Source organism: Paenibacillus prosopidis, from assembly GCF_003337375.1.
In the GTDB taxonomy this organism is placed as follows: domain Bacteria; phylum Bacillota; class Bacilli; order Paenibacillales; family Paenibacillaceae; genus Pristimantibacillus; species Pristimantibacillus prosopidis.
Genome location: NZ_QPJD01000002.1, coordinates 203803 through 222321, shown reverse-complemented (window position 1 = coordinate 222321; position 18519 = coordinate 203803). Strand labels below are relative to the sequence as shown.

The window sequence follows — 18519 nt, the reverse complement described above, 5'->3', positions numbered from 1 at the left end:
GCACGATTCTCACACCCAGGCTACATTTCAGGCGTTTGTCGATGCAGTAATCCCGCCCACGCTCCGCTATGCCCAGGCAGGGGTGATTCAAATACCAGGAGCGTTAAATCTATGCATACACGATTATGTCATATGGGATTTGGACCACTCTCAATATATACCTCCAACGGGGAATCCCGATATTACCCCTTTATCTAAATCAACAGCCATTTTACTTGATCTGGGGGCAGAGCAATTCATTCGAACAAGCCACGCGGTTCAACCTCAAGACGGTTGCCCATTTCCCGGCGGACGTCTATTTTCTACTCTTTCACGCAGCGATAGATTGCTCACGGTTATGTTATTGGACCGTCTGGATATTTCTCTTCAAAGTCTACCCCTTCCTTATCAAAACAACCCCGCACTCATTCAGGTCATGATGAGTTCCATAAATCAACTAACCCTTTTCGGTTATTACTCGGAATGGTTCGGGTATGGCAGCACCCGGCTTTTTACACCCGACTTTCGGAGACTCGAATGTTATCCGCCGAGTTGGGGCTTGGTCGGATACCCGGGGCCCTCTTTCGGCTACCGAGAATTTCGGGGATTCATACTTAGATATCCGCATAATAAGGGGGCAGGTGAATGTTCGACCATGATGTAATCGTGATCGGTGCGGGCGGCGGCGGAGCAGTCATGGCCAAGGAGCTGGGAGAGCTGGGTGTAAAGGTTTTAGTCTTGGAAGCGGGCCCTTGGTATGGAAATAAGCAGTGGCCAGAACCCAATATGGAGAGGGGAGCGATAAGCAGTTCAAGCACGAAGGATTTAGATGTCGTTCTCTTTAAGAAATTATATAACAAACAAGAAAATATAATGAACGATCTGATTTCAGGCAGAATTCGTTGGGGGCCGGCTGACAGCAGCCGAGCTCCCTGGAGTCGGATCTTATCCCAGAAAGGTTATGTCTGGCAAAATTCGGGCGTTGGGGGGAGTACGCAGCATTATCTGGGGCATTCTCCGCGGGCATTTCCACAAGCTGTCGATGATATATGGCCTATATCCTATCGAGATTTGATACCCTATTATGAAAAGGTAGAAGCCACACTTCCTGTTGAATTTGCCCCGATGACCGCAAAGGAGGAACTATTTTATTACGGGGCCAAAAGGGCTGGTTGGTCATTGATTTCGACACTTGATGTGACGTCTCCCGGCTATCGTCCTCAGCCCAATGCCATTCTGCCGCCGAACAGGAACCTCATGAATCCGAATTATTCGTTAGAGGAGCTATCCTGGATGGAAGGATGCACGCTGGCGGGACATTGTATTAACGGATGCCCGCATGGACCATCGGTCGATAAAATAGCCAAGCGTTCAACCAATGTGAGCTATGTTCCGCTTGCGTTAAAGACGGGGAGGGTTCAAATAAAGCCGAATACGTTTACGATTAAAATCCTAACGGAAAAAGATCAGCAGGAAGGTCTGCATGCCATTGGTGTACGAACCAGGGATACATGGACAGGGGAAACGGAAGAGATTTTTGCGAAAGCCGTGGTAATGGCAGCCGGATGTATAGAAAGTCCCCGTCTTTGGTTAAACTCAGGTCTGCCTAATAATCCATGGGTAGGGAGAGGACTTGTTAATCATTATTTTGACTGGGTAACGGGCATCTTTGATGAAACGGTGTTATATTCCATCTTGGGGAAGACGGAAATTGATCCTTTTGTCGGTCATACATCAGGCGCTAGACTGGACTACCCTGGAATAGGGAGCATTCAGGTGAATGGCCTTAGTCCGGGTTTAACCGCCGCTTTTAGCTATGGGATCAGTGAATCAGGTTATAACGACTTGAATCCGCCTGCATCGGGGACACCTTGGTATGCCCAGGGTCTTATCAGCGGATCGCAGCTGGCGGAATTGATGGCAAACTACCGGAGGGCTTTACATATAAACATTTATGCGGATGATGAGGTGGATCAGCGGAACGGGATTACTGTCGATTCTTCTATGACGGATGAACATGGTCCGATTCCAAAAATAAATTATTCACCTGGTCAAAAAGCAAGAAGGAACCGGGATATTCTAATCAAAATAGCAGCCGAGATTTTACAAAAGGCGGGAGCTAAGAAATTAATCTGGGCCGATTGGCCGCCTGGCATGTTTATCCATCTGGAAAGCGCAATGAGGATGGGGTTTGTCATTAATACCGATTGCGAAGCTTATCAGGTCAAGCGGTTATATATAGCCGACAACAGCGGTCATTATAATGGAATAGGAGGGGCCAACCCAACGCTTACGACACAAGCCTTGGCTACCAGAACGGCTGAAAAACTGGTTAACAAGTATTTTAGTTAGATTCGTTTATATTGAATTTGCATACGTGAATGAAAGCATCAAAAGGGGGTAACTTATTTGTAAGTAAAGAGAAAAAAGAGGTGAAGGAATGAATTTACTGGAGATCCTGAAGGATGCGATGAAGCCTTATTTAGACGGAGAAAAGTCTCCTTTAAACGCAGGGGAAGTGATGAATTTATGGATGTATTTAACCGCTTCGGAACAAACAATGCGGGGCGAACAAATTTCTTTCAATATTGTTCAAGATCCTGAACTCAGGGATAACATAAAAAACATCATTAACAACGTTCATGGACCAATTATCAAGGAGCTGACAGAGTTTCTCAGAGCAGAAGGAATAACGTTGCCTGAAACAACACCTGAGAAACCAATCGGAGATTTCCGGGATATTCCGGAGGGTGCAAAATTGAATGACGAGGAAGTTACAAATCTTGTACAGTTCAATTTGGTATTAGGCATTAATTATGCTTGCCGAGGATTGACGGAGGCCGTCAGACCGGATGTGGCAGCTATGTTTGCCAAATTTCAGATCATGAAGGTCACGGCCTCAGTACCATTAAAGGATCTGGCTATGAAAAGAGGCTGGCTTAAACAGCCGCCATACTTTCAAACAGAACCATTTATACAAAAGGTTTAACAATCTTTTGATGGCTGCAGTTGAAAAGGGAGAGCATCAAACCGCAAAGTTTGCGGTTTTTTTTGCGTCGAATTACTTTTTCATCTTCCCTCGAATTGTACCGACTCCTAGTATGATGAGCGGCAGGAAGAGGCAGGTCGTTAACGCATAAGGGACCCAAATTTTCGAGTCGAAATCCATCATGTAAACCACATTCGGATACACGACGAGTGAATACACGACCAAAATGATCCCGTAAGGTAACGCGAGCGGGCGGTGATCTTTGAGTCCGCAAATTTGTGCAAGACCCTTCAAGAAACTATAGGAGTAGAACGAGGTTTTAAAAAAAATAGTCATAAACCACATGCCAGCCATTAGGATTTCTACCCGCTGTATGAAATTTCCGATATTTATTTTTTTTGCCAATGCATAACTGGGGTACATATTTCTTTCGCTAAAATCAGGGCCTAATATCGAAATACTCAAAAAAGTGATAATAATAACAAATAATCCGCCTAGTAAATTCCCAATAATAAATGCTTTTCCTGCTTTCTTTGGATTATTCACAAACGCTGGGAATACCATTAAGAAAACAATGAGCGGAAGGGAAGCCGTACCGACAAAAGATAACGCACCTTTTATGATCGGTTTAATGCCAATCTCTACGATCGGTTGTATTTTTTGGATTTCTATTTCAGGTATGAGTAAAAGGGTTGAAACCATAAACAGGATGAGAAACCACGGAAATAAAATTTCGGCGGTACGTGCCAACACTTCAAGTCCGAGTCGCAGCCCCATAATAATAATGCCTGCAAATAAAATCGTAAAAGACTCGATGGGCGTTTCAGGCAACACTTGGGTCGTCATAAAATTACCCATATAGAATAAAACGGTAGAGGCTCCGATAAATGAAAAGATCACAAATAAGAGGGAGAACAGATTGCCTAGCCATTTCCCAAACACTTTTTCCGTATATTCAATCAGCGTCATATTAGGAAACAGCCTGCTGAGCAAAATATATAAGCCTACAGCAATAAAACCTAATAACCAGCCGACTATTGCAGCAATCCAAGCATTCTGTTCAGCATCTGCCGCAAGGCTCGACGGAATAATTAAAATGGTCGTCCCGATCGTATAGAACATGACAAGTACAGTAAATTGCCGTATCGAAATTTTAACGGTGTTCATCATTCGTTCTCAACTCCAGTCTTACATGAAACATCTCACTTTTTTATTTTCTTTCTAAGGCTGCCGACACTTAAAATAATAAGCGGCAATAATAAACCAATCGTCAATGCATAAGGGATCCAAATAGTAGAATCAAAATCCATCATATAAACGACATCCGGATATACAACAAGTGAATATACGACCAAAATCATCCCATATGGTAATGCGAATGGACGATAATCTCTAAATCCAAATATTTGTGCCAAACCCGTTAAGAAACTAAAGGAATAAATCGTGGTTTTAAAAAAAATGGTCATAAACCAGATGCCCGCTATAAGGATTTCAACCCGTTGAATAAAGTTTCCGACATCTATTTTTTTAGCCAGAGCGTAGCTGGGGTACATATTTCGTTCACTTAAATCAGCGCCTAATATTGAAATACTCAAAAAAGTGATAATAATGACAAACAGTCCGCCAAGGAGAGTTCCAATAAAATATGCTTTTCCCGCGTCTTTCGGATGATTCACAAAAGCAGGAAATACCAACAAAAGAATAACGAGCGGAAGGGAAGCGGTACTGGCAAAAGTTAACGCCCCATTCATGATTGGTTTTATGCCAAACTCGAATACCGGTTGAATATTTTGAATTTCAATTTCAGGTATGAGGAAAAGGGTAGATACAATAAACAGCAAAAGAAACCAGGGAAATAAGATTTCGGCGGTACGCGCGACTACTTCAAGTCCGAGACGCAGTCCCATGACAACGATGCCTGCGAAGAGAATCGTAAAAGACTCGATCGGAGTTTCAGGCATAACCTGTGTCGTCATAAAATTTCCCAAATAATATAACACTGTAGCAGCGCATATAAAGGAAAAGAAAATAAAAAATAGGGAGATCTTCTTACCTAACCATTTCCCGAACACTTTTTCGTTATATTCAATTAACGTCATATTAGGAAACAGCCTGCCTAACCGTATATAGAAGCCAACAATTAATAACCCTAATACCCAACCAAGTATCGCAGCGATCCAAGCATCCTGATCAGCATCCGCGGCTAGGCTTGAAGGAATCACTAATATGGTCGTGCCGATCGTGTAGAACATGACGATCACAGTAAACTGACGCACAGAGATTTTAACGTTGCTGGTCATCTTGTCTCCACTCCATTATTACTTTAGAAAGCTGTATAACCAATCACTGAAAGGCTGAAAGATGGTCCAGAGCATATCCAAAGGATTCGGGATAGCGAGTTGGAGACTCTTAGCTATGCTTAACACGGTCCCAAGCAGGAGCAGGATTGAAAATAGCCACAGTTCCCCCTTTAATTTTGCTCTTAGCAGAGGTGGGACTTCGATCATAGCGATGAAAGAGGCTGTAACGATAATTCCTGTAATAGCCCACATACCGATTATTCCTCCTCTTTTTTATGGAAAGAATTGGAGACCGTACCTATGCGGCGGATCTGTACATCTGCTTTCACATTAATGTCCAAATGTGTAAACTGCTCATCCCAATTTTGTTTTAACGTTTTCCAAGCTGTAGGATCAACCCTGTGGATCTCCTCGCCGAATCCAAAAATATCTACCTTAAAACTTTTCTGCACCTTATGGATAGTCCCGAGCATGATTGCTGCTACTTTTTGTTCTGCACTTTTTTCCAGATCCTCAATCGTTTTTCTCTTCGTCAGATCGATTTGGCATTCTACCTCGCCTATATTTTCTTCCATCCGGATTTCAATATTTATTTGAGGTTTTCCATTATTCATCTTACCTGTGACTTGCGTTTTTGATCTCGTAACCTCTACGCCTATTTTTCCGCCTTCAGGACAGACCAGAGTACCAACCGTATTCCTTACTTTATCCCTAATATAGCTGTACCCTTTGCTTTCTTTTTCATTTAACCAACCGATTAATTTATCTTCTCTAAATACAGCTAAGCCTGTATATTTCAAACGGCCGGAAGGATCAATTTTCTCTACATTTTTTTGGGATTGGCCTTCAACGCCTCCCGTCACTTTTACTGCAGACAAAACGGGGCTTTTGCCTTCACTGATAATGTCCGTCATGAGCTCGTCCAGCGTGACCGTCGCAGTAGGCGCCCACACCTTTTGGGAAGTCTCGAGGGAGAGATACAGTTTGTTTGCCGGAATTTTTTCAATCGGTGTCAAAACTTTCAATACATCCTTGGCTGTAGACCCTTTTGCGATAACAATGAAAAAGTCCGTTCGGACTTCATGGTCTCTGGAGAAATGATCGAGAGGCTTCTCAATCCCCTCTCTTGCCAATGACTCTCCGATCACGAGAACGCGAAGATGGGCCAAGTAAATGACTCTGGGACTAATGGTTGTTATTTTCCGTATCGCTTCGAAAATGGTATCTCCTGTTGCTTCATAAAGGGTGATCGGCGTACGGTTTCCACTTGTTTTTCCGGCTGTCACTTCTCCCGGATTGACAACTTGAACGGAGACACGGTATCCTTTTTCCGCTTTATCGATCCCGATCCCTACTGAAATCCCGAGCTCATTCAATTCCCGCCGATTCCAACACCCGGTTAACGGGAATAGAAGGAGAAGGCAACTGATGAACACGAATAGCTTGCGTGCCATTGGCGGGCTCCTTTCTAGAATCTATTATGATTTTGGTTTGGAGGGCGGAGACATTTGCTTTCTAATGCTGTTCTTCTGATTGATTAATCGCGGCCTTGAAGACAACGCCCAATGGGGAAGCCGGAAAATCGTATCCTTGTGTTCGCCAACGACAAAAGGAGCAAAAGGACTCATATAAGGAATCCCGAAGGATCGCAAACTGCAAAGATGAAGAACAAGAGCGATCAAAGCAACCACAATTCCAAAGATGCCAAAGGATGCAGCCAGCCCCATGATGACAAAACGAATCATTCTTATGGAGATAGCCATGCTGTAGCCTGTAATGACAAAGCTTGAAATGGCGGTAATAGAGACGACGATAACCATGGAAGCCGACACGATGCCAGCTTCAACCGCCGCTTGTCCAATAACCAGAGTCCCCACGATTGATACCGCCTGACCTATCGGACGCGGCATTCTGATACCCGCTTCTCGCAATATCTCAAAGGTCACTTCCATCATGAGAGCTTCGATGAAAGCGGGGAAGGGAACGCCTTCCCGTTGAGCCGCCAAACTGATTAGCAATTGAGTCGGCAGCAATTCTTGGTGGAAGGTTGTAATGGCTATATAGAGAGCCGGACCTATCATAGCGATAAACAAACTTATGAAGCGGATAATCCGCAGGAGCGTGCTTATATCCGCGCGTTGGTAATAATCTTCCGCTGTCTGAAAGAATGAGATAAACAACGTCGGGACGATAAGTACAAAGGGGGTGCCGTCAACCAGGATGACGACACGACCTTCTAATAACTCGGCGGCTGCCACATCGGGCCGCTCGGTATTATTAATGGTTGGAAAAGGGGAGTAGACTTCGTCCTGTATCAGTTCTTCAATATAGCCGCTCTCCAAAATACCGTCGATATCAATCCGATCCAGACGTTTGCGTACTTCTTCGACAATTTTGTCATTGACGATTCCTTTTATGTACATGACGGCTACATTGGTTTTTGTAACCCTGCCGATTTGCTTCGTTTCCAGCCACAGGTTCGGATCCTTTATTTTCCGGCGGATCATAGATGTATTCGTACGAAGCGTTTCGGTGAAGGCTTCCTGAGGTCCGCGAACGACACTTTGTGCGACAGGTTCCGAGATACTGCGGCTTTGCCACCCCTGCGTGCTAGCTGCGATGCCTTGCGAATATCCGTCTAATAAAATGACCGTATCACCAGATAATAGCGAATTATACAAAGAGGCGAAGTCCGTAATATCTTTGTTGTCACCTATTTGGAGAACCATACCTTTCAAAGATTCCAATCGTTTGTCGCCATCAGAAAGCTGCTCGATCGGTTCGATTAGAGTATCCTTCTTCATTAGTGATTCCATAAAAAATTCTGTAATGACTTGTTTGTCTGCTAATCCGTCTGTGTAAAGAACCGCTACTTTGACACTCCCTTCTCTGCCGATCCGGATTTCTCGGATGATGATGTCGTCGCTGCTGCCAAGGTCTTCTTTTATTTTCCGAATATTTTCATCAAGACTTTCATATAACGGCTCCGTTTGCACCATTATTTGGTGTTGGCCGCTTTGAGAGGAGAAATTTTTTTTTATTTTCATATTAATTAATTATTTCCTTGTGGTCTCTCTTGTATACGGTATCCAAACGGCTTGAAAAGACCTAATTCTTTCTTGATTCTAAACCCATGGAGAGGCGTCTGCTTACAGCCTCAGCAATAAACAAAACAACTAAAGGTAAAAGTACATAATAGATGGGATCCCACCATACAAGGCTGTACAGTATTCCCTCTGCTTGCAAAATAATCGTCACAATTGTTACAACAGCTGCAATGAGCGCATATTTCATCCATTTATATTTCCAGTGGAGCTTCACTATCACAACAAGAAGGAGACTTGCGCACATATAATAAACGGTGGAAAAAGCAGTCGTATCATGTGCTTGGCCGGCATACCAGCCAGGTCGATAATATCTGTTATAAAAGAACATAATGGGGAGAATATTCATTGTACCTGTAATCGCCCCTATGATTAACAGCAGGATCAAAAAATGAAAGAATCCTTTTAAAGGCTGCAAAACCAGCGGGTACATCTTTCTTGCCAAAGCAAAAAATACCGGAAGGCCAAATGCTGTATAACCGAGGCGCCACCAATTGTGAGAATAGATGTTAAGGTTTAAAAATAACCACTCAATCCCTACAATAAGACATGTAAAAAAAATCAGCCACATCCATCTTAACCTAAAAGCTGCAATGAAGGTTGCCACCGAAGGTAAAGCTAATGCATTTGAAACAATCGCCCCCATATTGCTATCGTAATAAGGCTCATGGGCTATAAATTTCGGATAGTACTGATAGCTACCCATAAGAATATAAATGACAGCCTCAATGACGTAACCAATTCCAACAATTGTAAAAAACAGCAATAGGCTTCGAACGCTTCTTTTTTTAAGGCAAATATACACCAACAATAGAAGACTTAAGATAGCTAATCCTAAATACCAGTACGAATTAAAATCCATAGGTACACCCCATAAGAAATGATTATTCCAATAGTATCGTTCGGCTGTACGACTTTATACATGCATAAGGCCGAGTGAATGAGGTGAATATAAAAAAAATAAAAAAATGTTGGTGATTCTGTGCATTTAATCATTGCTTTGTTTACGATTTTCTCAACCTGGCGCTATGGAGACTGGGTAAATTGGCATAAATACCATACAACTATGTTTTACATCGCGACAGGAGGGCTGTTATATGAGTATTTATTGCATGATAATAAGGTTTGGACTTTTCATCCTGACTTTCTTATGAATGAACAGCTAACGGTTATAGTCTATGCATTAGTTACTATGCCGCTTAGCGTTTTGATCTTCTTATCCCGGTACCCTCGAACCTTTAAAAAACAGCTCCTTTATTTAATAAAATGGGTCCTCATTTATGCTTCCGTTGAACTATTATTGCAATCCTGTGGGCGAATCTCTTATAATCATGGATGGAGTTTTTTTTATTCGTTGCTATTTGACATGATGATGTTTCCTATGTTGATCCTTCATCATTGGAAGCCGCTTCGGGCTTATTTAGTATCGGTTGTTATTGTTTTTCTTTTAATGCAATGGTTGCATATTCCTATGCATTGAACACAGACATTTCAAGAGTAGAAAGGAACGAGCAGGGCGTCTAGACGTCCTGCTTGTTTTTATGCCGCTGAAGAGCGAATTGATGTTTAGTTGTGTTATTATAAATGAATATGTTGTGAGATACATAGCTTAATTAGAACTCATTTTAAGGAATCGAGGAACGTTATTATGGGTAAGAAAAGGAAACCGGCTGTCTCATCCTCGGCAAAATTCACTCCAAAAAGTGAAAAGGATCAGCCCATATTGCTCAATGAGCTTCTGAGCGCAGATATCGTCAAAAAGCTCAAAGCACAGGCAGAGGAATTAAAGAAGGCCGAGGAGACTCGCAAGGAAGACATTCGTAAGCAGGAGGAAGAAAAAAAGAAATTGGAACAAAAGCGGTTGGAGAACGATTTCTCGTATTTGTTAGAGAATAGCGATCCGAATTGGTCTAAGCACAAATAAGAAGCTGGATAAGATAGAGGATGCTGCCCTACGCATCTTCTTTTTTTTGATCATTTTCTATTGTTTATACATAAAACCCGCCATTTTGTAAAACATGGTAATATCTATCCATTTAGCGATATACACGGCTGCAGCTTAATAAGGAGGTGTGCGGATGGTCAAATTCCGGAAGCTTTGGTTGGCGCTTGCCGCTGCTTCGTTGTGCACGACCGCTTTTTTAATAATAGGCTTCGGCTTTGTTTTAAAGGATATGCTGATACCTGTATTTCCAAAATTTGATGTAAAGCCGGTTAATCCTGAAAGAGGTGCTCCCGCTGCGCCGGTTATGGAAGAAACAGGCGAAATAAGAATAGCTGCGCTTGGTGATTCGCTCACAAAAGGAACAGGCGATTCCACCGGCGAAGGTTATGTGAAGAAGGTTGTCGAAGGACTTATGCTTGAAAAGGGCAAGCCTGTCAGAATGCTGAATAACTTGGCTATTAACGGCCTGCAGGCGGATGAGCTTGCAGATCGTCTCGCTGATGACAGAGGGTTCCAGTATGTGCTAAAGCAAGCAAATTTGATATTGCTCACAATCGGCGGAAACGATTTGTTCAATTCGGTGCGCGCAAGCAATGCGGGCCGTAAGCTATCAGCATACAGCTTGAAAGGTCTGTCTAATCGGCTCCCGGAGGCGATGGAACGGTTCGAGCGGGTGATCGCGGAGCTTCACAGCATTAACGCAAATGCCACGATTATTTATATCGGATTGTACAACCCGTTTTATGATATAGAGGAATTGCGCAGCGGCAGTCTCGAGGTGCAGCAGTGGAATAAGGAAGCGTACACAGTCATCCAAAGCTACCCGAACATGATGATGATTCCGGTCTTTGACTTGTTCGAATGGAATATCGGAAACTATTTGTCATCTGACCATTTTCATCCGAACGGCCAAGGTTATGAAAGGATTGCTGATCGCATCCTTGAGTCTTTGAAATAATCAGGTTGGAGGAAACAAACATGGAAAACGTCCTATCGGTTAAGAGGCTTCACAAAAAAATACGCGGCAAGACGATTATTCACGATGTCAGCTTCGAGGTTCAAGCCGGAGAAATATTCGGATTCCTCGGCCCGAACGGCTCAGGAAAAACAACAACGATTCGTATGCTCGTAGATTTGATCAAACCGACATCCGGGGAAGTGAGAATATGCGGATATCATGTTCAGAAGGAGCCTGAGAAAGCGCTGCGGCATGTAGGATGTATCGTTGAAAATCCGGAAGTTTATAGTTATTTAACAGGCTGGGAAAATCTCGATCATTTTGCCCGCATGCTTGATGGAGTCGGAGTACCGCGTATACAGGAGGTCGTTCGGACCGTAAAGCTTGAGGAGCGTATTCACGACAAGGTGAGAACCTATTCCCTGGGCATGAGACAGCGCCTTGGGATTGCGCAGGCGCTGCTCGGAAAACCTAAGCTTCTTATACTAGACGAGCCGACGAACGGTCTTGATCCGAAAGGGATAAAGGAGCTGCGTGAATTTGTAAAAATGCTTTCCTCGGAAGGACTTAGTGTTTTGATATCGAGTCATTTACTGAGCGAAATTCAACTGCTTTGCGATCGGGTCGCGATCATTAACGGCGGGCGAATACTTACCGAAGGAAAAGTGGATGATTTGGTCAAGCAGGCAAAGGGCTATGTTATATGGCAGCTTGATAAGACCTTACAAGGAAGGGAAGCGCTTCAAAAGGACCTGAATATCGAAATCATTGATGCAGACGCGCTTCGGCATGGAGAAAGCCTGAAAGCCGGGATGCCGGATGCTATTATTACATCGATGCAGTCCGCACATATTCCGGAAACGGTCGAACGGCTAGTCATGCAGCAAATCGGAGTCGTATCGGTTTATCAGGCAGCTCCAACGCTGGAGGAGCTGTTTCTTAGCATGACGGAGGAAGAACAACTTGCCTAAAATAATCCCTCTCATCGAGAATGAGACACTGAAAATCTGGAAGAAGAGACGATTTTTTGTCATCGTGCTTATTTTGCTGGCGCTTATTCCGATTTTCACGTATGCTGAGCTGAAAGTCGCGAAAAACAATGCCGCTAAATTTAAGGATTGGCGTAATCAGGTTATGCAGCAAATCACTGATTTTCAAAACACGCTGTCGAGCGACCGGGTCCCAGAGGAATGGAAGCGCAGCAGACGCGTCGCCGTGCAGCAGCTGCAGTACTATTTGGACCATGATGTGAATCCTAGCGCGCCGAACGGGGTAACCTTTACGCGCAGCTTTCTTGATAACGCGGTATCGCTTTTCATTCCGCTGCTTGTACTGGCGCTCGGATCAGACATTGTTTCGGGGGAGCGCACTACGGGTACGATAAAAATGCTGCTCACCAGGCCGGTTAAGCGTTCAAAGGTGCTGTTCAGCAAGCTTTGCGCGTTAACGATGTATGTTTCGCTTACAGTCGCGGTGACGGTTTTACTCTGCTACGCAATAGCTGGCTTGTTTTTCGGTTATAGTGGATGGGGGATGCCGGTATTCACCGGTTTTCAAGTAACCGGCTCCGTGGTCGACAGCAGCAGAGCGCATGCGATTCCGCAATGGCTATATTTGATGATGCAGGCGGGGCTGACATGGTATTCAGCTATGATCGTAGCGCTGCTTGCCTTTATGGTATCCGTCCTGATACGCAGCACCGCAGCCAGCATGATGACGATGATGGCGGCCGTAATCGCCGGCACCATTTTATCAGGCATGTCTTCCTCTTGGACGAGCGCTAAATATTTGTTTGCCGTTAACCTGAAGCTGACCGGCTATTTGGATGGATCGCCGCCGCCTATTGATGGAATGTCACTCCCTTTTTCCTTGACTATTCTGGCGATTTGGGGGATATGTGCGCTGGTCGTTTCCTTTGGTGTCTTTACGAAACAGGACATCTTGAATTAAAATAGCTTGAAGATACGGAAACGTGACTACAGATTGGGGGGCGCTCATGTCAGAGCAAATAGATCTTTTCGCAAATACAGCGGCCGCAGACCGAAATTACGAGGCCGATGATATACAAGTGCTTGAAGGCTTAACAGCTGTCCGTAAACGGCCGGGCATGTACATAGGAAGTACAAGCAGCTCAGGTCTGCATCACCTTGTATGGGAAATTGTCGATAATGCGGTCGATGAGCATTTAGCTAAATTTTGTTCCGCAATTGAAGTTACGCTGCATAAGAACGGCTCAGTGACGGTTCACGATAACGGCCGGGGAATTCCAACCGGCATGCATAAGACCGGCATACCGACGCCGCAGGTCGTTTTTACGATTTTGCATGCAGGCGGCAAGTTTGGAGGCGGCGGATACAAGAAATCCGGCGGCTTGCACGGCGTAGGCGCTTCCGTTACGAACGCGCTGTCGGAATGGCTGGAGGTAGAGATTTTCCGCGACGGCAAAATACATAAGCAGCGGTTCGAGTATTGGATCGATGAAGCGGGCAAGGAGCATGTGGGGGAGCCAGTCCGCGGCTTAGAGGTAATTGGAACGACGAACCGGACCGGAACAAAGGTAACGTTTAAACCTGACGGCCGTGTCTTTCAAAACGGCACTTCGCTCAGCTATGACACCTTGGCGGAACGGCTGCAGGAAATTGCGTTTCTGAATTCCGGACTAAAGGTATCGATTAAGGATGACCGCAGCGGGAAGCAGGATGTGTTTCACTATGAAGGCGGAGCGCGGCAATTCGTGCAATTTTTGAACGAAGACAAAACGGTGCTGCATGACGTCATCCATTTTGCCGGCGAGCGAGATGAAATTGAAGTCGAGGTAGCTCTACAGTACAATGACGGGTATACCGAGACGATTGCGTCATTCGTCAATTCCATCCCGACGCGCGGCGGCGGTACGCATGAGACCGGCTTCAAAACCGCATACACCCGCGTCATGAATGACTATGCACGCAAAGCGGCGATGCTCAAAGAAAAGGATAAAAACCTTGAGGGCAACGATTTGCGCGAAGGTATGATGGTCGTTATTAATATAAAAATGTCCGAAGTGGAGTTTGTCGGTCAAACGAAGGATCAGCTCGGCAGTGCATCGGCCCGGAGTGCAGTTGATGCTATTGTGACCGATAAAATGCAAGTTTTTCTAGAGGAAAATCCGCAAGTGGCGCAAATGCTGCTCAAAAAAGCGCTGCAAGCGTCCAAAGCGCGGGAAGCGGCGCGTAAAGCCCGTGAGGAAATTCGCAGTGGCAAGAAGAAGAGCGAGAGCTCCAATCTGAATGGCAAGCTGACACCGGCGCAATCAAAGGATTACACCCGTACAGAGCTGTTTATCGTAGAGGGTGATTCCGCCGGCGGATCAGCTAAGCAGGGCAGAGATTCGAAGTATCAGGCGTTATTGCCGCTAAAGGGCAAGCCGATGAATCCAGAGAAGGCTAAGCTTCTCGATATTTTGAAGAATGACGAGTACAAAGCCATCATATCGGCGATCGGCGCCGGTGTCGGCTCCGAATTTGCAGCCGAAGAGTGCAACTATAATAAAATTATTATTATGACGGACGCGGATACGGACGGCGCACATATTCAAGTGCTGCTGCTTACTTTTTTCTATCGCTATATGAAGCCGCTAATCGATTTGGGACGCGTGTATATCGCACAGCCGCCTTTGTACAAAATAACCCGCAAGTCCGGTAAGCTCGAGACGATCCGCTATGCTTGGACGGACGAGCAGCTGCAAAACTACTTGAAGGAATACGGCAAAAACTATGACCTTCAACGTTACAAGGGACTTGGCGAAATGAATCCGGATCAGTTGTGGGAAACGACAATGGATCCGGAAAAACGGACGCTGCTTCAGGTGCAGATCGAGGATGCGGCCAAAGCAGAGCGCAGAGTATCGACGCTTATGGGAGATAAGGTCGATCCGCGCAAACGGTGGATTGTTGAAAATGTCGACTTTACGGAATTTGAGGAATAAGGGGAGTTCTGCATGAGTATCCTGGAACAATTTTTGCCGGCGTTTCTAGAAGAGGTTGTAGGAGACCGCTTCGGGCGCTATTCGAAGTATATCATTCAGGACCGCGCGATTCCCGACGTTCGCGACGGCTTGAAGCCGGTGCAGCGCCGTATTCTGTATGCGATGTATGATTCGGGCAACACACCGGACAAGCAGTATCGCAAATCGGCCAAAACGGTCGGTGACGTCATGGGTAATTATCACCCGCACGGCGACTCGTCTATCTATGAGGGCATGGTACGGATGGCGCAGCCATGGAAAATGGGACATCCGCTTGTAGATGGACACGGTAACTGGGGTTCGCAGGACGATGATCCGGCAGCTGCTATGCGTTATACGGAAGCTCGCTTATCGCCTATTGCGATGGAGCTGCTGCGGGATATCGATAAACGAACGGTTCAATTTAAAGACAATTTCGATAATACGACGAAGGAGCCGGTGGTGCTGCCGTCGCGGTACCCCAATTTGCTCGTAAACGGGACCAGCGGCATCTCCGCCGGCTTTGCCACGGAAATTCCGCCCCATAACCTGCGCGAAGTCATCGACGCCTGCATAGCGCTTATGAGCCGTTCAGAGATGTCGCTCGAAGAGATCATGGCTATTGTGAAGGGCCCCGACTTTCCGACAGGCGGCATTATTATGGGGGAGGAAGGCATACGGGATGCGTATGCAACAGGCAAAGGCCGTATTTTTCTTCGGGCAAAGACGGAGATTGAAGATATGCGCGGAGGCAAGTCGCAGCTTGTCATAACCGAAATTCCATATCAGGTCGTTAAGTCACGTCTCGTAACCGCGATGGAAAACATCCGGCTGGAGAAGAAGGTTGAAGGAATCGCCGAAGTGCGCGACGAGAGCGGCCGAAATGGTCTTCGCATCGTCGTGGAATTTAAGAAGGATGCCGACGCGCAGGGCATTTTAGCCTATTTGTTTAAGAAAACCGATCTTCAAGTGGCTTATAATTTCAACATGGTCGCAATCGTGAACAAAACGCCTATGCAGCTCGGGATCAAGCAAATATTGAGCGCATACATCGAGCATCAGAAGGAAGTCGTAACGTTCCGGACGAAATACGACCTGGAGAAGGCTGAGGACCGGGCTCATGTGGTCGAAGGGCTCGTCAAGGCGCTTAATATATTAGACGAAGTCATCGCGACCATTAAAGCATCTAAAAACCGCGCTGACGCGCAGGACAATCTCGTTGCGAAATTCGGGTTTTCGGAACGGCAAGCCGACGCTATATTGACGCTGCAGCTTTACCGCTTAACAAACCTGGAAATCACGACGCTCGAGAAAGAGCTTAAAGAAGCATTGAAGAAAATCGCTTATTTGAAATCTATCTTGGAAAGCGAGAAGAAGCTGCTCGGCGTCATAAAGGATGAGCTGCTTGAAATTCGCAACAAATACGGCATTGACCGCCGTTCGGATCTTCGTGGAGAAATCGAGGAGCTGAAAGTAAATCTTGAGGTGCTTGTGAATCCGGAGGATGTGCTCGTAACCCTTAGTCAGGAAGGCTATGTGAAGCGGACCAGCATGCTTTCTTTCTCGAGATCAGGCGGAGAGCTGCAAAGCGCCGGCGTTAAGGAAGGCGACGTTATCCGCGAGCTGCTCGAGGTTAATACGATCGATAATCTGCTGTTGTTCACCCGTAAAGGTCAATACTACTTATTGCCTGTCCATCAGATTCCAGAGTTTAAGTGGAAGGATACAGGAACAGCAATCGTAAACATTGTGCCTATACCGAAGGATGATTCAATCGTAAGCGTAATTCCTGTCAAGGATATCCAATCTTCAAGCGCGTCGCTTGTTTTCATCACGAAGCGGGGCCAGGTCAAACGGACAGAACTGAAGGAATATGCAACGACCAGATCAACGGCGGTAGCTGCATGTAAGGTAGCTGACGGAGACGAGGTTATTCGGGTCGTTATCAGTGATGGAAGCAGGCAAATTTTACTCGTTACAAGGCAAGGGATGAGCATCAGGTTTGCAGAATCGGAAGTAAATCCGATGGGCAGAGTAGCATCCGGCGTCAGAGGGATACAGCTTAAGGATGGAGACGAGCTTATCGCGGCAGAATGGGTGGCCGAAGATGAAGGCGAATTGCTCGTCATTACCGATATCGGCTATGCGAAGCGGTCGCTGCTGCTGGATTACCCTATCCAGGGCAGAGGCGGAAAGGGCGTTCAAACGTTCGAGTTCAAGGAAGGCAAACGGGTAAGACCAAACGGAGCCGCGCTTGTAGCCGCATACTATTGCAAGGAAACAAAAGAAATCGTCGCCATAACCGCATCCGGAGCGAAACTGACTGCCGATTCGGAGAAAGCGCCAATTGAAGAACGTAAAGCGATAGGCAAATTAATTTTCCCTGTAGAGAAGAACGATGTCATCATCAACACACTGGTACGCTCAATGACGGACGTCAGTCAAAAGGGCGATTAGGCGGATCGAAACGTTCAATCACTTCCAGTATAGCTTCCAGCATGACCCACAATGGCACCAGCTCATCCGGGCGGTCCAGCCATTGTGGGTCTTTTATGATGCCGTAGCCTTTTATTTTTCGAATGATTTCCGCTTTTCTATCGTTGTCCATTGGGATCACGCTCCTTAACCGTTTACACAGTAAACTTTTTGCTATGAAAGCATGGGTTTAAACGGGGGGAAGAGACATAGCGCTGGGCCTTCGCCACATTGTATGTCTAATGCTGTCAAAACGTTCGAAAATGTATCGATTAATATCGCAAATTATTAATCCTGTTAATCTTTTATTCGACAATAAAGACTGCTATAATAAGTAACGAAAAGGTGGAAATTGACAGGGAATGGGTGTGAGAGTATGGTGTCTGATGAATTTACTCGATTGTGGACGAGGCTTTCGCGTGATTGGAAAAACAATTTGGAACAATCGCTTGCTCCATTGACGGAAGGACAGCTTAACGTGCTGGAATTGCTTCTGCAGCATCAGCCAATGAAGCCGTCCGATCTGCTCCAGTATTTGTCGACTACACCTGCGGCTATTACGACGCTGCTTGACAGGATGGAGCGCAATGAGCTGATTGAAAGGACAAGGGATGATAACGACCGGAGAATCGTATGGGTTTCTGTATCGGAGAAAGGAAAGGCGGAGGCAAAGCGCGGCTCAGCGATTAGGACCGAAATGATCGAGCAATCGCTGGACCGCATCTCCTCCCATAACCAGCAGCTGCTGGTCTATCTGCTTGGCAAAGTGGCAAACCAGTAGAGA

General features: G+C 45.6%; 16 protein-coding genes. 10 read left to right on the top strand and 6 right to left on the bottom strand.

Features of this window, described 5'->3' with window-relative positions; genetic code table 11:
- Positions 1-624: 624 nt before the first annotated feature.
- Positions 625-2331: a GMC family oxidoreductase N-terminal domain-containing protein gene (locus DFP97_RS03270; RefSeq protein ID WP_114378539.1), complete on the top strand. Its 1707-nt coding sequence runs from the start codon at positions 625-627 to the stop codon at positions 2329-2331.
- A 118-nt stretch (positions 2332-2449) separates the two neighbouring features.
- On the top strand, positions 2450-2968 hold the full coding sequence (locus DFP97_RS03265) for a DUF3231 family protein (protein WP_245975882.1): 519 nt from the start codon (positions 2450-2452) through the stop codon (positions 2966-2968).
- Between the two features lie 72 nt (positions 2969-3040).
- On the opposite strand, the gene DFP97_RS03260 is transcribed toward DFP97_RS03265, so the two are convergent.
- The 5 genes from DFP97_RS03260 to DFP97_RS03235 form a co-directional block, all read right to left on the bottom strand.
- Positions 3041-4138 carry a GerAB/ArcD/ProY family transporter gene (locus DFP97_RS03260; RefSeq protein ID WP_114378537.1) on the bottom strand — a complete coding sequence of 366 codons (1098 nt, stop codon included), beginning with the start codon at positions 4136-4138 and terminating at the stop codon, positions 3041-3043.
- A 32-nt stretch (positions 4139-4170) separates the two neighbouring features.
- Complete coding sequence (locus DFP97_RS03255) at positions 4171-5268, bottom strand: GerAB/ArcD/ProY family transporter (RefSeq protein WP_114378536.1); 1098 nt, start codon at positions 5266-5268, stop codon at positions 4171-4173.
- Positions 5269-5525: 257 nt separating this feature from the next.
- A complete protein-coding gene (locus DFP97_RS03245) occupies positions 5526-6722 on the bottom strand; it encodes a Ger(x)C family spore germination protein (RefSeq protein WP_114378534.1) in 1197 nt (398 codons plus the stop codon).
- Positions 6723-6746: 24 nt separating this feature from the next.
- Positions 6747-8315: a spore germination protein gene (locus DFP97_RS03240; protein WP_114378533.1), complete on the bottom strand. Its 1569-nt coding sequence runs from the start codon at positions 8313-8315 to the stop codon at positions 6747-6749.
- 61 nt (positions 8316-8376) lie between these two features.
- Positions 8377-9234, bottom strand: coding sequence for a hypothetical protein (locus DFP97_RS03235; protein WP_114378532.1), 858 nt, complete (start codon positions 9232-9234; stop codon positions 8377-8379).
- Between the two features lie 120 nt (positions 9235-9354).
- Between DFP97_RS03235 and DFP97_RS31870 the strand changes: the two genes are divergently transcribed.
- The 7 genes from DFP97_RS31870 (at position 9355) to gyrA (ending at position 17717) form a co-directional block, all read left to right on the top strand.
- Positions 9355-9852 carry a CBO0543 family protein gene (locus DFP97_RS31870; protein ID WP_114378531.1) on the top strand — a complete coding sequence of 166 codons (498 nt, stop codon included), beginning with the start codon at positions 9355-9357 and terminating at the stop codon, positions 9850-9852.
- A gap of 168 nt (positions 9853-10020) precedes the next feature.
- Positions 10021-10296 (top strand): YqkE family protein, encoded by a 276-nt coding sequence (locus DFP97_RS03225; RefSeq protein ID WP_114378530.1) that lies wholly within the window; start codon positions 10021-10023, stop codon positions 10294-10296.
- 154 nt (positions 10297-10450) lie between these two features.
- Positions 10451-11275 carry a GDSL-type esterase/lipase family protein gene (locus DFP97_RS03220; protein ID WP_114378529.1) on the top strand — a complete coding sequence of 275 codons (825 nt, stop codon included), beginning with the start codon at positions 10451-10453 and terminating at the stop codon, positions 11273-11275.
- A 20-nt stretch (positions 11276-11295) separates the two neighbouring features.
- Complete coding sequence (locus DFP97_RS03215) at positions 11296-12246, top strand: ABC transporter ATP-binding protein (RefSeq protein WP_114378528.1); 951 nt, start codon at positions 11296-11298, stop codon at positions 12244-12246.
- Entirely contained in the window at positions 12239-13225 is a 987-nt protein-coding gene (locus DFP97_RS03210) for an ABC transporter permease (RefSeq protein ID WP_114378527.1), read from the top strand. The genes DFP97_RS03215 and DFP97_RS03210 overlap by 8 nt, the downstream gene beginning before the upstream one ends.
- 46 nt (positions 13226-13271) lie before the next feature.
- Positions 13272-15242, top strand: a complete 1971-nt coding sequence (gene parE / locus DFP97_RS03205; RefSeq protein ID WP_114378526.1) for a DNA topoisomerase IV subunit B — start codon at positions 13272-13274, stop codon at positions 15240-15242.
- 12 nt (positions 15243-15254) lie between these two features.
- A complete protein-coding gene (gene gyrA / locus DFP97_RS03200) occupies positions 15255-17717 on the top strand; it encodes a DNA gyrase subunit A (protein ID WP_114378525.1) in 2463 nt (820 codons plus the stop codon).
- Here the strand turns inward: gyrA and DFP97_RS30600 are convergent.
- Positions 17698-17868, bottom strand: a complete 171-nt coding sequence (locus DFP97_RS30600) for a hypothetical protein (RefSeq protein ID WP_181873343.1) — start codon at positions 17866-17868, stop codon at positions 17698-17700. The two genes, gyrA and DFP97_RS30600, sit on opposite strands and share 20 nt — an antisense overlap.
- A 243-nt stretch (positions 17869-18111) precedes the next feature.
- On the opposite strand from DFP97_RS30600, the gene DFP97_RS03195 reads away from it, so the two are divergent.
- A complete protein-coding gene (locus DFP97_RS03195; protein ID WP_114378524.1) occupies positions 18112-18516 on the top strand; it encodes a MarR family winged helix-turn-helix transcriptional regulator in 405 nt (134 codons plus the stop codon).
- Positions 18517-18519: the final 3 nt, after the last annotated feature.

Bases quoted from the DNA above. Each gene is read 5' to 3' on its own strand.
- DFP97_RS03270 (WP_114378539.1), top strand. From the start codon at position 625: ATGTTCGACCATGATGTAATCGTGATCGGTGCGGGCGGCGGCGGAGCA.
- DFP97_RS03265 (WP_245975882.1), top strand. From the start codon at position 2,450: ATGAAGCCTTATTTAGACGGAGAAAAGTCTCCTTTAAACGCAGGGGAA.
- DFP97_RS03260 (WP_114378537.1), bottom strand. From the start codon at position 4,138: ATGATGAACACCGTTAAAATTTCGATACGGCAATTTACTGTACTTGTC.
- DFP97_RS03255 (WP_114378536.1), bottom strand. From the start codon at position 5,268: ATGACCAGCAACGTTAAAATCTCTGTGCGTCAGTTTACTGTGATCGTC.
- DFP97_RS03245 (WP_114378534.1), bottom strand. From the start codon at position 6,722: ATGGCACGCAAGCTATTCGTGTTCATCAGTTGCCTTCTCCTTCTATTC.
- DFP97_RS03240 (WP_114378533.1), bottom strand. From the start codon at position 8,315: ATGAAAATAAAAAAAAATTTCTCCTCTCAAAGCGGCCAACACCAAATA.
- DFP97_RS03235 (WP_114378532.1), bottom strand. From the start codon at position 9,234: ATGGATTTTAATTCGTACTGGTATTTAGGATTAGCTATCTTAAGTCTT.
- DFP97_RS03225 (WP_114378530.1), top strand. From the start codon at position 10,021: ATGGGTAAGAAAAGGAAACCGGCTGTCTCATCCTCGGCAAAATTCACT.
- DFP97_RS03220 (WP_114378529.1), top strand. From the start codon at position 10,451: ATGGTCAAATTCCGGAAGCTTTGGTTGGCGCTTGCCGCTGCTTCGTTG.
- DFP97_RS03215 (WP_114378528.1), top strand. From the start codon at position 11,296: ATGGAAAACGTCCTATCGGTTAAGAGGCTTCACAAAAAAATACGCGGC.
- parE (WP_114378526.1), top strand. From the start codon at position 13,272: ATGTCAGAGCAAATAGATCTTTTCGCAAATACAGCGGCCGCAGACCGA.
- gyrA (WP_114378525.1), top strand. From the start codon at position 15,255: ATGAGTATCCTGGAACAATTTTTGCCGGCGTTTCTAGAAGAGGTTGTA.
- DFP97_RS30600 (WP_181873343.1), bottom strand. From the start codon at position 17,868: ATGGACAACGATAGAAAAGCGGAAATCATTCGAAAAATAAAAGGCTAC.
- DFP97_RS03195 (WP_114378524.1), top strand. From the start codon at position 18,112: ATGGTGTCTGATGAATTTACTCGATTGTGGACGAGGCTTTCGCGTGAT.